Origin of the sequence: Methylocystis sp., assembly GCF_051062815.1 — a bacterium.
Lineage (GTDB): Bacteria > Pseudomonadota > Alphaproteobacteria > Rhizobiales > Beijerinckiaceae > Methylocystis.
In genome coordinates this window covers 22,079-35,593 of the sequence record NZ_JBPFDU010000032.1, presented here as the reverse complement: position 1 = coordinate 35,593, position 13,515 = coordinate 22,079, and the positions used below count along the sequence as shown (strand labels likewise).

At 64.1% G+C, this 13,515-nt stretch carries 12 protein-coding genes and 2 pseudogenes; 7 read left to right on the top strand and 7 right to left on the bottom strand.

What is annotated here, in order from left to right:
• The 3 genes and pseudogenes from ACR65W_RS05185 to ACR65W_RS05175 form a co-directional block, all read right to left on the bottom strand.
• Nucleotides 1–168 (bottom strand): annotated as a pseudogene (locus ACR65W_RS05185) (oxygen-dependent coproporphyrinogen oxidase); the annotation flags it as partial.
• A gap of 217 nt (nucleotides 169–385) precedes the next feature.
• Nucleotides 386–1,054 (bottom strand): rRNA methylase, encoded by a 669-nt coding sequence (locus ACR65W_RS05180; protein WP_434502370.1) that lies wholly within the window; start codon nucleotides 1,052–1,054, stop codon nucleotides 386–388.
• Between the two features lie 98 nt (nucleotides 1,055–1,152).
• Complete coding sequence (locus tag ACR65W_RS05175; RefSeq protein WP_434499016.1) at nucleotides 1,153–1,629, bottom strand: tRNA (cytidine(34)-2'-O)-methyltransferase; 477 nt, start codon at nucleotides 1,627–1,629, stop codon at nucleotides 1,153–1,155.
• Between the two features lie 282 nt (nucleotides 1,630–1,911).
• On the opposite strand from ACR65W_RS05175, the gene petA reads away from it, so the two are divergent.
• The 3 genes from petA to ACR65W_RS05160 are packed head-to-tail and all read left to right on the top strand — an operon-like array spanning nucleotide 1,912 to nucleotide 4,815.
• A complete protein-coding gene (gene petA, locus ACR65W_RS05170) occupies nucleotides 1,912–2,442 on the top strand; it encodes a ubiquinol-cytochrome c reductase iron-sulfur subunit (protein ID WP_434499015.1) in 531 nt (176 codons plus the stop codon).
• Between the two features lie 53 nt (nucleotides 2,443–2,495).
• On the top strand, nucleotides 2,496–3,734 hold the full coding sequence (locus tag ACR65W_RS05165; protein WP_434499014.1) for a cytochrome b: 1,239 nt from the start codon (nucleotides 2,496–2,498) through the stop codon (nucleotides 3,732–3,734).
• A complete protein-coding gene (locus ACR65W_RS05160) occupies nucleotides 3,727–4,815 on the top strand; it encodes a cytochrome c1 (RefSeq protein ID WP_434499013.1) in 1,089 nt (362 codons plus the stop codon). The genes ACR65W_RS05165 and ACR65W_RS05160 overlap by 8 nt, the downstream gene beginning before the upstream one ends.
• Nucleotides 4,816–4,951: 136 nt before the next feature.
• Here ACR65W_RS05160 and smbP read toward each other — a convergent pair whose 3' ends face one another.
• A complete protein-coding gene (gene smbP, locus ACR65W_RS05155; protein ID WP_434499012.1) occupies nucleotides 4,952–5,314 on the bottom strand; it encodes a small metal-binding protein SmbP in 363 nt (120 codons plus the stop codon).
• A gap of 193 nt (nucleotides 5,315–5,507) precedes the next feature.
• On the opposite strand from smbP, the gene ACR65W_RS05150 reads away from it, so the two are divergent.
• The 4 genes from ACR65W_RS05150 to guaA all read left to right on the top strand — a co-directional run bounded on the left by ACR65W_RS05150 (nucleotide 5,508) and on the right by guaA (nucleotide 11,106).
• The gene (locus ACR65W_RS05150) at nucleotides 5,508–6,806 is read left to right on the top strand and encodes a homoserine dehydrogenase (RefSeq protein ID WP_434499011.1); all 1,299 of its coding nucleotides are present in this window, start codon (nucleotides 5,508–5,510) and stop codon (nucleotides 6,804–6,806) included.
• Between the two features lie 6 nt (nucleotides 6,807–6,812).
• Complete coding sequence (glpX, locus tag ACR65W_RS05145; RefSeq protein WP_434499010.1) at nucleotides 6,813–7,802, top strand: class II fructose-bisphosphatase; 990 nt, start codon at nucleotides 6,813–6,815, stop codon at nucleotides 7,800–7,802.
• Between the two features lie 268 nt (nucleotides 7,803–8,070).
• Entirely contained in the window at nucleotides 8,071–9,360 is a 1,290-nt protein-coding gene (locus ACR65W_RS05140) for an RsmB/NOP family class I SAM-dependent RNA methyltransferase (RefSeq protein ID WP_434499009.1), read from the top strand.
• Nucleotides 9,361–9,501: 141 nt separating this feature from the next.
• Entirely contained in the window at nucleotides 9,502–11,106 is a 1,605-nt protein-coding gene (gene guaA, locus ACR65W_RS05135; RefSeq protein WP_434499008.1) for a glutamine-hydrolyzing GMP synthase, read from the top strand.
• 233 nt (nucleotides 11,107–11,339) lie between these two features.
• Here guaA and ACR65W_RS05130 read toward each other — a convergent pair.
• From ACR65W_RS05130 to ACR65W_RS05120, 3 genes and pseudogenes are all read right to left on the bottom strand, one after another.
• A pseudogene (locus tag ACR65W_RS05130) lies at nucleotides 11,340–11,555 on the bottom strand (YdeI/OmpD-associated family protein); the annotation flags it as partial.
• A 60-nt stretch (nucleotides 11,556–11,615) separates the two neighbouring features.
• A complete protein-coding gene (locus tag ACR65W_RS05125) occupies nucleotides 11,616–12,026 on the bottom strand; it encodes a YdeI/OmpD-associated family protein (protein ID WP_434499007.1) in 411 nt (136 codons plus the stop codon).
• Nucleotides 12,023–13,504, bottom strand: a complete 1,482-nt coding sequence (locus ACR65W_RS05120) for a hypothetical protein (protein WP_434499006.1) — start codon at nucleotides 13,502–13,504, stop codon at nucleotides 12,023–12,025. Before ACR65W_RS05120 ends, ACR65W_RS05125 begins: the two co-directional genes overlap by 4 nt.
• Nucleotides 13,505–13,515: the final 11 nt, after the last annotated feature.

Sequence of the window (13,515 nt, the reverse complement as noted above, 5' to 3'; positions counted from 1 at the left end):
CGCTTCGGCATCGGGGGCGAACGGACCCGTCGCTTCGTCCTCCAGCGCTTCGAAGGCGGCGATGATGCGCAGCTGCAACGATTCAAACCATGCGCGCGCGGCGTCCTTGCGGGCTTCGAGTTGATCCTGCGCGGCGTTCATGGACGTCTCCTCTTGTCGCCGCTTCATCCCGCCGGCGCCGCGCCTTGTCAATTCAGCAGGACCTATTGCGCCAGGGCGATCGGCTGAAGGGCCTCCTCATCCTGAGGAGCGTGCGCAGCACGCGTCTCGAAGGACGAGGAAGCCCGTTTTCGCGTATTTTTCCTCACCCTCGTCCTTCGAGACGCCGCCTGCGGCGGCTCCTCAGGATGAGGGTGATGAAAACTATCCTTCCCGATTCCCCTGACTATTGCGCCATCTCCGCGACTTTCATCTTGGAATCATGCCGCGCTGCTGGCGTTCCTGTCGCCGCCGCGAAGCCGGCGCGCAGAAACTGCGCGAGCGCCGTCTTGACGTTTCTGCCGCGCTCGGTGAGTTCGGTGACATAGCAGGAGCGGGGCTCGCCGTTCGGCCACCCACGGTTCCGCGCTTTCGCCTGGCGCATGTCTTCAAGCACCTGCGCCTTAACCTCGCGCGAGTCCTTCATCGTAATGAGTCCGTCGGCCGACAGATGCCGGTCCGCATTATGGTCTTCGACCATTTTCTGATTCGGCGACTCGAACTCGCACAGCTTGCCCTGGTCGCCCACATAAAGAAGTCGCTCCACCCAGCTGGCGCGAAGCGATCGAATGTCGACGGGCAGCATGTCCTTCATGTCCGCCGGCAGAGCCTGATAGATCGGCGTCGCCTGCGCGATTTGATCCACGCGGAACGCCGCCTTCACATTGAAGCCTTCGATGCTTTCAATCTGCGTGAACTTTACGAACAGCTTGCCGATAGCGCCGCGCGCCTCTGAGAGATTGGTCACAAGCGCATAAAGGGCGACGCAGAGAAGTGCGGTCAGCAGAGCCGCATTGAGAGATTTCAACAGCCGCTCCCAAAGCATCAGCGAGATGCGAATAGTCTGGTGGGTCATAGCGCCCTCCCGAATTCAATGAATATCGCCTTAATATGCTGCGACGATCGCAGACTAAAAGGTCGTTTCGCCGTTGCGCAGTGCGGCGGCGCACCTGTCTAAAGCGCGCGCAACTGCCGGAGCGCCTCGCCCATGACCATCGCCGCGGCGACGGCGACGTTGAGCGAGCGCATGCGAGGCCGCATGGGGATGCGGAGCGCCAGATCGGCGGCGGCGTGCACCTCTTCCGGCGCCCCGGCGGATTCGCGGCCGACGAGCAGAATGTCCCCCGCGCGGTAGTCGCAGTCGAGATAGGAGACCGCCGCCCGCGTCGATAGCAGCAGCAGCCGACGGCTCTCGCCCGCTTGGCCGGACGCGGCCCGCCACGCCTGAAAGGCCGTGAAGGATCCATGTCGGTCAATCGTCACGTGATCGAGATAGTCCATGCCGGCGCGGCGAAAGTCGCGATCGCTTGTGGGAAATCCGGCCGGTCCGATGATCGCCGCGGAGACGCCGAGGCACGCGCATGTGCGCAGCATGGCGCCGGCGTTCTGAGGAATGTCCGGCTGATACAAGGCTAGCGTAAGAGAAGTCATGGTCCATTCGAGTGGGAGGAGATACGAATTTGCGGCATATCGCCGCGAATATCGGCAGCGGTCTTGTGCGGCAAGGCGGATAGCCAAATTTCCCTGTGTCGGCTTGTGGACAGCGGCGGGGATTCGCGTCACATATCACCTCCGCCCCGCCGCAGCCTTGGCATTGCCATGGTGCGGCGCACCGCAGCGATTGGCCGGAAGCGGCGAAACGTGGAACGATCGCCTTGGGCGCAGCCGCTGCCTCGGCCGCGAAGACTTGAGAGCGTTGGGAGAGGTTCGAGCGTGACAAGCAAAGACACCGCCGTAAAACCGGCGGAGCCAAGCCGGCGGGACATTCTCTACATCGCGACGGGGGCCGCCGCAGCAGGCGCCGCGGCCGGGATGGTCTGGCCGCTGATCGCCCAGATGAACCCGGACGCGTCAACCCTCGCTCTGGCCTCGACGGAAGTCGATCTTTCTTCGGTTCCAGAAGGCCAGATCGTTACCGTGAAATGGCGCGGCAAGCCGGTTTTCGTGCGTCATCGGACGGCGGCCGAAATCAAGGCGGCTGAGGACACGCCGCTGTCGGCGCTGCCCGACCCGGAGCCCGATTCCAAACGCGTTCAAAAACCCGAGTGGCTCGTCGTCATCGGAGTCTGCACGCATCTCGGCTGCATTCCGACCGGCAAGGAAGGCGAATTCGACGGCTGGTTCTGTCCGTGCCACGGCTCGGTCTACGACCTCTCGGGGAGGATTCGCAGCGGCCCGGCGCCGACGAATCTGGAGGTGCCGCCCTACGCCTTCATCGCCGAAAACAAAATTAAGATCGGCTAGCCAAGGCCCAGCGCCTTCAATTTCCCGCGCGAGATTCCGAGAGCACCAAGCCCATGGAAGGACATTCCCAATACACGCCCAAGAGCGGCTTCGCTCGCTGGTTGGAGCGCCGTCTGCCGATTTTGAGCTTCATGCATGATTCCTTCGTCTCCTATCCGACGCCAAAAAACCTGAACTACATGTGGGTATTTGGCGCGATCTTAAGTTTCATGCTCGTCGCGCAGATTGTCACGGGCGTCGTCCTTGCGATGCATTACACCCCGGAGACGACGCTCGCTTTCGATTCCGTCGAAAAGATCATGCGCGACGTGAATTGGGGAACCATTTTGCGCTATGCGCACGCCAATGGCGCGTCGATGTTCTTCCTCGCCGTCTACCTCCACATCTTCCGCGGCATGTATTACGGCTCCTACAAGGACCCGCGTGAGGTCCTGTGGATTCTCGGCGTCGTGATCTTCATGCTGATGATGGCCACGGGATTCCTGGGCTATGTCTTGCCTTGGGGGCAGATGTCGTTCTGGGCGGCGACCGTCATCACCAATCTTTTCTCCGCCATTCCCGTCGTTGGAACCGCGATCACGACCTGGCTGCTCGGCGGCTATTCCGTCGACAATGCGACGCTCAACCGCTTCTACGCTTTGCACTATCTGCTGCCGTTCATCATCGTCGCCATCGTCGCGCTGCACGTATGGGCGCTACATGTGACGGGCCAGAACAATCCGGCCGGCGTCGAGGTGAAGGACGTCAAGAGGGACACGGTTCCCTTCACGCCGCACGCGACCATGAAGGATGCCGTTGGCATCGCGGCTTTTCTCGTCGTCTATGCCTGGCTGACGTTTTTCGTGCCGAATTATCTCGGCCATCCCGACAATTACATCGAAGCCAATCCGCTGGTGACTCCGCCGCATATCGTGCCGGAGTGGTACTTCCTGCCGTTCTATGCGATCCTTCGCGCAATCCCGAACAAGCTGCTCGGCGTCACTGCGCTCTTTGCATCGATTTTGATCACTGCGGCGCTGCCGTGGCTCGACACGTCGAAGGTGAAATCGGCCGTGTTTCGGCCGCTGTTTCGCAAGGAGTTCTGGATTTTTGTCGCGGTGTGCATCGGGCTCGGCTATCTCGGGGCGCAGCCCGCTGAAGGCGCATATCTTTGGTTCGCCCGGGTGCTCTCGGCCTATTATTTCCTCCACTTCTTGGTGATTTTGCCGGTCATCGGCAGAATCGAGAAGCCGGAGCCGGTGCCTGAATCCATAGACGCTTCGATCGTGCGAGGGGAAACCTCCCATGTCTGAGGCGCACAGAAAATCGCGTCGGCTCGTCTCTTCGATGAAGCGCCGGGCGCTCATTCCCGTCGCGGTCGCTGCGACGCTCGCGCTGCTCGGCCCTGCTTGGGCTCAGGAGGAGGCCCCGCCGTCCACAACCGATCAGCCCGCCGCGCCTTCCGCTCAGGAAACAGATCAAGGCGCCGCGCCTCCCGCGAAGGAAGCTGATAAGGCCGCCGAGCCTCCCGCGAAGCAAGGCGATAACGCCGCTGCGCCTCCCGCGAAGGAAGCCGAGAAGGTCGCGGCGCCTGAGGCCCAGGAGAAGGAAGCGCGGCACGAGAGCGAGCGCCATGAGCAGAAGCCCAAGCGCTTCGATTGGAGCTTCGCCGGCGCCTTCGGTCGCTACGACAAGGCGCAGTTGCGCAGAGGCTTCAAGGTCTACAAGGAAGTCTGCTCCTCCTGCCATTCGATCAAAATGCTCGCCTTCCGCAATCTTTCGCAGCCTGGCGGACCGGAGTTTCCCGAAAAAGAGGTCGAAGCGCTGGCCGCGAGCTACAAGATCAAGGACGGCCCGAATCAGGCGGGCGAATATTTCGATCGGCCGGGCCGCCCGAGCGACCGCTTCCCCCCGCCTTTCGCCAATGAACAGGCGGCGCGCGCCGCGCTGGCCGGCAATTATCCGCCGGATATGTCGGTCTTGGCCAAGGCGCGAGGCTATTCTCGCGGCTTTCCGCTCTTTCTGTTCGACGCTTTGCCGGGCTTTTCCTATCAGGAGCACGGCGTCGACTATATCGTCTCGCTGATGGAGGGCTACGAAGACCCGCCGCCAGACGTGAAAATGCCGGACGGACAGTTCTACGATCCCTATATGCCGGGCCGGCGCATCGGCATGCCGCCGCCGCTTTCCGAGGGCGTGGTGACCTATGAGGACGGCGCGCCGCAAACGATCGACCAATACGCCAAGGACGTCGCCGCCTTCATGATGTGGGTCGCCGAACCGCATCTTGAGTCTCGCAAGCGCGTCGGGCTCGGCGTTGTGGCCTTCCTGCTCGTTTTCGTCGGGCTGCTCTATTTCACCAAGCGCAAGATCTGGTCGAGCGTGCCGCATTAGGCGGGGCGCTCGCCGACGCGCCGCGCGCGCCCGGTCGAGCGCGAATTGCGCCGCGAAAGAGCGGCGAGCAGAACGCCGAGCTATTTGGCGACGACCATGTCGCCGCCATGAGTCCTCGCCGCGTCGCGCGACGCCGTCACTTGATCTTCTTCAGTTCGGCGAGCGCGCTCGTCGCGTGCTTGACGGCGCGCGCCGAGTCGCCAAACCGGGCGCGCATTTCGGCCAAGCGCAGATGCCGGATCGCGCGATGCAGCAGCTTGTTGGCGGCGCGGTCCCGTTCGATGGCCTTTTCGTGCAGCGCCTCGCGCGCATGGCCGAGCGCGCTCATCATATGCGTAACGATCTCTTTGGAGTCGCCCTTCGCGCCGTCGTCTATCGCCTCCTGAGCATGCTCAATCGCCGCCTGCACGTGCATGCCGATGCCGGCCAGCGCATAAGAACCGGAAAACGCCAGCGCCAAAGCGATCAGAATCGCGAATACGCTCATTCGACGCGTCATTGTCATCTCCTCATCGCCGCTATCGGGCTCGGCTTCAGCTTGCCCAAGAGTTAGGGCGTCGGGCGCAACGGCTCAATCCCCTCCTGGCCCCTCCTGGCGTCGGCGGTTTCTTGATTGAAGGCGCCAAATCGGGCACAAGGCGCTAGCGACTCTGGGCGTCCGTCGCCCGCCAAATTTTCCCGGAAAGGTTGCAATGTCGGAGATTATGCGCGTCGGCATCGCGGGGCTCGGCACCGTCGGCGCGGCGGTGGCGCGCCTGCTCCGCCGCCAGGCCGAGGCGCTCACGGCCCGCACCGGACGGCGCATCGTCCTGGCGGGCGTTTCGGCTCGCGACGCCGCGAAGGAGCGGCGCGCCGACCTTTCCAGCGCGGAATTTTTCCAAGATCCGGTCAAGCTCGCGGCCTCGCCGTCAATCGATCTCTTCGTCGAATTGATCGGCGGCTCGGAGGGGCCAGCGAGAGCCTGCGTCGAAACCGCGCTCGCGCATGGCAAGCCGGTCGTCACCGCCAATAAGGCCCTGCTCGCCGCGCATGGCTTGCATCTCGCAGCGCTCGCCGAGGAGAACCATGCCGCGCTCGCCTTCGAGGCGTCGGTCGCGGGCGGCATTCCGATCGTCAAGACGCTGCGCGAGGGGCTCGCCGGCAATTCGGTCGAGCGCGTCTATGGCATTCTCAATGGCACCTGCAATTACATCCTGTCGCGCATGGAGCAGGAGCAGCTTTCGTTCGAGGAATGCTTGAAGGAGGCGCAGAGGCTCGGCTACGCCGAGGCCGATCCGACCTTCGACATCGGCGGTTTCGACACCGCCCACAAGCTTGCGATCCTCACCTCGCTGGCGTTTGGCACGCGCATCGCCGCCAGCGCCATCGATATCGAGGGCATTGAGCGCGTGACGCTCGCCGACATCGACGCGGCGGCGGAGCTTGGCTACCGCATCAAGCTGCTCGGCGTCGCGCAGCGCACCGCTGAGGGGGTCGAGCAGCGCGTTCATCCGACGATGGTCAGCAAGAATTCCGCCATCGCCCAGGTGATGGGCGTGCTGAACGCCGTCACCATCGACGCCGACGCGGTGCATGAGCTGACGCTTGTTGGGCCAGGCGCCGGCGGCGACGCGACGGCCTCGGCGGTCGTCGCCGACATCGCCGACATCGCCAAGGGCGTGCGTTCGGCGCCGTTCGGTCTGCCGACCGCGAAGCTCGCGGAGCTCAAGCGTATGCCGATGCAGCGTCACGAAGGCGGCTATTACATCCGCATGTCGGTGCGCGACGTCGCGGGCGCCTTCGCCAAGATCGCGACGCGCATGTCGGAGCGTCGCATATCGCTTGAAAGCATCGTGCAGCGCGGCGCGCGGGGCGCGCCGGGCGATTGCGTCGATGTCATCCTCATCACCCATGCGACGAGCGAGCATCTCGTGCGCGAGGCGCTGGACCTGATCGATCAGGACGGCGTCATCGTTTCACGCGCGCAGGTCATCCGCATCGAACGCGAGTAGCGCGACATGACGCAACAGCCCGAACCCGACGCGTCGCAGATCGACCGCTACCTGACGCTGGAGCTGGCGCGCGCCTCAGAGCGCGCCGCGGTCGCCGCCGCCAGATTCCGGGGACGCGGCGACGAGATGGCCGCCGATCTCGCAGCGGCGGCGGCGATGCGCGAAGAGCTGTCGCGACTTCCCGTGCGCGGACGCATCGTCATCGGCGAGGGCGATGCGGACGCGGCGCCGCTGCTCTATGTGGGCGAAGAAATCGGCGCCGGCGTCGGTCCCCGCGTCGACCTCGGCGTCGCGGCGCTGGAAGGATCGACGCTCTGCGCCAAAGACATGCCGGGCTCGATCGCCGTCGTCGCCATGGCGCCGGCCGGTTCGCTCCTGCATGCGCCCGACGTTTACATGGACAAGATCGCCATCGGTCCGGGATATCCCGAAGGCACGATCGATCTCGATCGCGATCCCGGCGACAATATCAGAGCGCTCGCGATCGCCAAAGGCGTGCGCGCGAGCGAAATCACCGTGAGCATTCTCGACCGGCCGCGCCACGCCGAGATCATCCGCAATTGCCGCAACGCCGGCGCGTGCGTGCGCCTCATCGCCGGCGGCGATGTCGCGGCGATCATTCTCACCACCCACCCCTGGGAAACCGGCGTCGACATGTATCTTGGCCGCGGCGGCGCCTCGGAAGGCGTGCTCGCCGCCTGCGTGCTGCGTTGCGCCGGCGGTCAAATGCAGGGGCGGCTGGCGCTCGAGACTCGCGATCAGATCGCCAAGGCCCAGCGTTTGGGCCCGATCGATCCGCGCCGCAAATATTCGGTCGGCGACATGGCGGCCGGCGACGTCGTCGTTTGTGTGACCGGAGTCACCGCCGGGCCGCTCGTGGGCGGCGTGTCGCTCGGCAAGACGACGATTGACACCGAGACGATCGTCTATCGCTCGGCGACAGGCACGATCCGCCGCATCCACGCGACGCACCGCGCCGCCGGGAAGTTCGATTGACGTTGGCCTTAATACGTCCGGCCGGTCTCGAGCTGAGTTTTGGCGTCGAGCTTGCGCCTTGGCGGCGGCGGATAATCCGGCGGCGGCGGGGGCTGCGTCGCGCAGGCAGCGAGCGACAAAGCGATAAGTGAAGCAAGGATCAGATGAAGGCGTCGCATCAGTTTCGTCCGCATTTCTCAAGGTGGCGCGCACATTCGCGCCTGTTGCGTAAGAGCGTGGCTGTGGCGACGGAATTATGTCCATCGCGCGCCGGCGGGACGGCGCGCCGATGACTCCCGCCGCTCATATCTCCGCCGCGATCGAAGTGCTGGACGATGTTGCAAAGCGCCGCCGACCCGCCGCCGAGGCCTTAAAGGACTGGGGCATCGCGCATCGTTTCGCGGGCTCGAAGGATCGGGCCGCCATCGCCAGTCTCGTCTTCGATGCGCTGCGGAAACGCGCTTCGGCCATCTATGTCATGGGCGCGGACGATCCGCGCGCGATCATGCTGGGCGCGCTGCGCGAGGCGCGCGGCCTGGACGCCAAGGCGATCGCGGCGTTCTGCTCCGGCGCGGGCCATGCGCCGGCGCCGCTTTCCGGCGACGAGCGCGAACGGCTGGAGACGGCCGCGCTCGATGCCGCGCCGGATCATGTGCGCGGCGACTATCCGGAATGGCTGGCGTCGCATTTTGAGGCGGCGTTCGGCGAACGGGCGGTCGAAGAAGGCGCGGCGCTCGCCGCCCGCGCGCCTATCGATCTGCGCGTCAATATTCTGAAATGCTCGCGCGAGCAGGCGCTCGAAAAACTCGCGCATCTCTCTCCCGCCCCGACGCCGCTTTCGCCGATCGGCCTGCGAATCGAGGCGGGGCAGGGGCGGGGTCCGGCGCTGACGGCGGAGACCGCCTATGTGAAGGGGCTCGTCGAGCCGCAGGACGAAGCCTCGCAGCTTGCGGCGCTGCTCTGCGCCGCTGGGCCGGGCGAGCAGGTTCTCGATCTTTGCGCCGGCGGCGGCGGCAAGGCGCTGGCGCTCGCGGGGCAGATGCATAACCGCGGGCAGGTCTACGCTTATGATGCGGACGGGCGGCGCCTCATGCCGATCCATGAGCGGCTGGAGCGCGCCGGGGCCCGCAACATTCAGGTCCGTGCGCCGCGCGGCAAGGCCGACGTGCTGGCCGATCTCGAAGCGCGCTGCGACCTCGTGCTGATCGACGCGCCCTGCACGGGGACCGGCGCGTGGCGGCGCCATCCCGACGCCAAATGGCGGCTCGCGCCCGGCGCGCTGGACCGAAGATTAAAGGAGCAGCGCGAACTCTTGGCGATGGCCGTCCGCTTCGTGAAGCCCGGCGGGCGGCTCGCTTACGTCACCTGTTCGGCGCTGCGCGAGGAAAACGAGGACCAGATCGCGGCCTTTCTCGCCGCCAATCCGGATTTCGCGGCGCATTCCGCCGCCGAAATCGCGGAAGGCGCAGGACTCCCCGACCTCGCCCGCTTCGCCTCGCCGCACGGGCCAGGCATTCGCCTGTCGCCGGCGACGAGCGGCACGGACGGGTTTTACATTTGTGTCTTGGCGAAGCGCTGAGTAAGACCAATCCGAGTGCTCCACCGAGCGTCATGCCCGCGCTTGTCGCGGGCATCCACGCCGACATTCCGCAGAAGCCCGGCGTGGATGGCCGGGACAAGCCTGGCCATGACGGTGACTGCGGTTCAATCAGGTTTGCCCATGACCACCGCGCCCGACGCCTTCCACCACGACATCGCCGATCGCCATGACAAGGTGCTGATCGTCGATTTCGGCTCGCAGGTGACGCAGCTCATCGCGCGGCGCGTGCGCGAGGCGGGCGTCTATTGCGAAATCGCGCCGTTCCAGAACGCCGAGCGCGCCTTCGCCGAGATCCGCCCGAAGGCGGTGATTCTTTCGGGTGGGCCGTGCTCGGTCACCGACGAGGGGTCTCCCCGGGCGCCGCAAAGCGTTTTCGACTCCGGCGTGCCGGTGCTCGGCATCTGCTACGGCGAGCAGACGATGGCGACACAGCTCGGCGGGCTTGTCGAGGGCGGCCATCATCGCGAGTTCGGCCGCGCCGACGTGACGGCGCTGGAGCACAGCGCGCTGCTCGACGGCGTGTGGGAGAAGGGCGGCAGCTTCCCCGTCTGGATGAGCCATGGCGACCGGGTGACGAAGCTGCCGGAAGGCTTTCGCGTCATCGCCGCTTCGGAAAACGCGCCCTTCGCCGCGATCGCGGATGAACGGCGGCGCTATTATGGCGTGCAGTTCCATCTCGAAGTCGTGCATACGCCAGACGGCGCCAGGCTGCTTTCGAATTTCGTGCACAAGGTCGCGGGGCTCAAGTCCGACTGGACGATGGCGGCGTTTCGCGGCGAAGCGATCGCGGCGATCCGGCGTCAGGTCGGCGATGGGCGCGTGCTCTGCGGCCTTTCCGGCGGCGTCGACAGCGCCGTCGCGGCGGTGCTCATTCACGAAGCGATTGGCGAGCGCCTCACCTGCGTTTTCGTCGATCACGGCCTGCTGAGGCAGGGCGAGGCGGAAGAGGTCGTGCGGCTCTTTCGCGATCACTACAACATTCCGCTGCATCACGTCGAAGCGGCGGACCTGTTCCTCGGCGCGTTAGAGGGCGTCGACGACCCGGAAGTGAAGCGCAAGACGATCGGCCGACTGTTCATCGAGACGTTCGAAGCCGAGGCGAAGAAGATCGCGCAGGACGGGCGCGGCGCGCCGCAGTTTCTCGCGCAAGGCACGCTCTATCCCGATGTCATCGAGAGCGTCTCCTTCACCGGCGGCCCGTCGGTGACGATCAAATCGCATCATAATGTCGGCGGATTGCCGGAGCGCATGAACATGCGGCTGGTCGAACCGCTACGCGAACTCTTCAAGGACGAGGTGCGCGCTTTGGGCCGCGAACTCGGACTGCCGGAAGCTTTCGTCGGGCGCCATCCGTTTCCGGGGCCGGGACTCGCCATCCGTTGCCCCGGCGTCATCACCCGCGAGAAGCTGGCGATCCTGCGCAAGGCCGACGCCGTCTATCTCGACGAGATCCGCAAGGCGGGATTGTATGACGACATCTGGCAGGCCTTCGCCGCGCTACTGCCGGTGCGTAGCGTCGGCGTCATGGGCGACGGGCGCACTTACGATTACGTCGTCGCGTTGCGCGCGGTGACGTCGAGCGACGGCATGACGGCGGATTTCTATCCCTTCGACATGAGTTTTCTGGGCCGCGCCGCGACGCGGATCATCAATGAAGTGAAGGGCGTCAACCGCGTGGTGTATGACGTGACGAGCAAGCCGCCGGGGACGATTGAGTGGGAATGAGGGACAGTACAGTGGAGTAAGGTAGGATAGGATAGCGTGCTATAGACAATGCTGACCTAGAAAAAGTGGCCGATAGTTCTCAATTAACGATGACTGGGATCAGTCGGCATTAGCACCGGCTCAGCTGATACGAAATCTCGGACCACGGAGGTTGCGTTCCGAGAGTTCGTATCAAACCCGACTGCGTCTGGCGTGAGACGGCATGGCCAGCATTTCTTGTCAAGCGTCCGTGACTACGTCTGCTTCCGCGATGGCTTCTTTGCTTTCGCCGGGTGGATGGTTTCGCCCCGCGCCAGCATCTCCACATATTGCGCGATCCGCCTGCTCCGCGTCTTTGGCAGCTTGGCGTCACTGACGCGATAGATGATCGCATAGCGGTTCGCGCGATCAAGAGTCTCGAAAAATCGCTTGGCTTTCGTGTTACTTGCTAACGCCGCGAGCAGATCAGAAGGAGCTTCGGCCTTCCCCCGCGATTGGTACGCCGCGTCCCACCGCCCATCTGTCTTGGCTCATTCTATCTGCTCCAGACCGTTCGCCTTTAAACGTCCTTCGCGCGCCAAACGCTCCGCCGTTTCCCGGTTCTTGGCTGACCACCGGCTGCCCGCACGTCGTGGCGTCATTCGAATGAGGAAGTGGTGCTCATCGAACTTGGCGAGCTGGCCATCGATCCATCCGCAACAAAGCGCTGCTTCGATGGCCTCACCTTTACTGATCGTCGCTTTGGGTGCGCTGATCTTAGATAGCTTGAGCCAAAAGCCCGTCGACCGCGCAGGCTCGCCGGACATGTAAGCCTCGATGGCGACAACGTCCGGGAACAACAGGATTGGAGCTTTGGTTAGTATCATGAGGTCCACCTCGCTTTTGCCGAATGGCAGGTCATTTCGCTTCAGCGAGATGGGTGCAGAGCCTACAAAAATCATTGACCATCGCATGCTCGGCCGCCGCCTACAGGTTGCGAAAGCGGGTGACCTGACTCTGGGAATGGCGTGAGCGGCTGGACGGGCTGCGGGCCGGAATCGGTCGGCATGGTCCCCCCGCCAAGGCGCAGGAAGCAGAAATTCTCGAACGCGACCGGCAAGGCATACCCCGGCAGGCCAAAGCGCGTCAGCTCGGGGTAGATATATTCGCCGACCGGCGCCCCATATCTGCCGGAGGTCAAGCCATTTGCAAGTTTGGCATGCGGGCTGCCGACCACTTGTGCGATCGCGTCGCGCCGCACGGCGCGCGCCGAGTCTTTCGACGGCCAAGTGTTCCTGAAACGACCCAGTTGCGCGAGATTTGAGGGGGCAAGTCCATCCGGCCCCGTGAGGGAGACGCCGATGTCGTTGACGCCGCCAACTTCACGGCCAATGTCGGCGATAAGAATTTCGACATTGCGGCTGGGGTCGGTGGTGAAGCCGACGATACGGAAGCGCGTTGTCTCCTCTTGTGGAATATTCGGGAAAGCTTCGCCCTTCGTACCCTGTATCGCTTCCTCGACGAAAACATATACGGGCTCGGTTCCGGGCGAGGTGTAAACGCCGAGTTCTGCTTCGAGGCCGTGAGCGGCGATGATGAATCCTGTGCCGGGAAGCTCCTGAAGCATGCCTGCATAGGTCACATAATCGCCTACGCGCAACGGAATTGGCAGCTCAGGATTGCAATCGTGACGCGGCGCGTCGACCGCCGCGGCAGGTGCGCCGGGACGCGCACAGGTGAAGCGGCGGATGTTGGAATCGGCCGGACGGTTGCCGCGGGGGCATTTTGGATCGTTTGCCGTGGCTGATCGAGGAATGCAGACCGGGAATCCCGTTCGCGCGTGCACCGGCGAATTTTCCTTGTCGAGCTGGAAACGCGCATCGAGCGGTGGCGTGCTGGTCGCTCCATAGACCCCGTCCGGATCGTTGAGCCGCACATGCGCGCCGTGAGCGCCGTCTTGCGCACCGATTGTGAGTTCGCCTTTTTCGTGATCGATGCTCTGGATGAAGCCAGCGCCGGAATGAAGCGCGCCCTGCGAAATATGTGCGATACCCGCAACGTAAACGCCGTTGACAATATTGCCGACGAGTTCGGCCTCGAAGGGCACTCGCGGCGCTGACGCATCGAGTAGCGCAAGGCCGCTATTTTCGCCCTGCGGCGGCGCCTGCATCGTCGGTCCACGAAAGAGATCTTGTGCGGTGAGATATTGCCCCGGCATCGTGATCAGCAAATGCTTCGGAAGCACGACGTCGATCCCGCGCACGGTAATTTTCGCGGCGCTGAATTTGTCGGCCGGCGTATCCAGGCTGAAATTTTCGATATGGCCCGTCAGAGCGAAAGAAGGCGCCGCTGTTTGCGCCATTGCAGATTGCGCGCCGAACGTTACGGCGAATAGACCGAAAATGTGTCGAGGCGCGTGTCCGAATAAAGTGCGTGTCATCACAGTTTTCT

Coding starts and splice junctions, on each gene's coding strand:
- glpX (WP_434499010.1), top strand. CDS start 6,813: ATGACGCAACAGCCCGAACCCGACGCGTCGCAGATCGACCGCTACCTG.
- ACR65W_RS05175 (WP_434499016.1), bottom strand. CDS start 1,629: ATGACTTCTCTTACGCTAGCCTTGTATCAGCCGGACATTCCTCAGAAC.
- ACR65W_RS05140 (WP_434499009.1), top strand. CDS start 8,071: ATGACTCCCGCCGCTCATATCTCCGCCGCGATCGAAGTGCTGGACGAT.
- ACR65W_RS05165 (WP_434499014.1), top strand. CDS start 2,496: ATGGAAGGACATTCCCAATACACGCCCAAGAGCGGCTTCGCTCGCTGG.
- ACR65W_RS05150 (WP_434499011.1), top strand. CDS start 5,508: ATGTCGGAGATTATGCGCGTCGGCATCGCGGGGCTCGGCACCGTCGGC.
- ACR65W_RS05180 (WP_434502370.1), bottom strand. CDS start 1,054: ATGACCCACCAGACTATTCGCATCTCGCTGATGCTTTGGGAGCGGCTG.
- smbP (WP_434499012.1), bottom strand. CDS start 5,314: ATGACGCGTCGAATGAGCGTATTCGCGATTCTGATCGCTTTGGCGCTG.
- ACR65W_RS05125 (WP_434499007.1), bottom strand. CDS start 12,026: ATGATTTTTGTAGGCTCTGCACCCATCTCGCTGAAGCGAAATGACCTG.
- ACR65W_RS05120 (WP_434499006.1), bottom strand. CDS start 13,504: ATGACACGCACTTTATTCGGACACGCGCCTCGACACATTTTCGGTCTA.
- ACR65W_RS05160 (WP_434499013.1), top strand. CDS start 3,727: ATGTCTGAGGCGCACAGAAAATCGCGTCGGCTCGTCTCTTCGATGAAG.
- guaA (WP_434499008.1), top strand. CDS start 9,502: ATGACCACCGCGCCCGACGCCTTCCACCACGACATCGCCGATCGCCAT.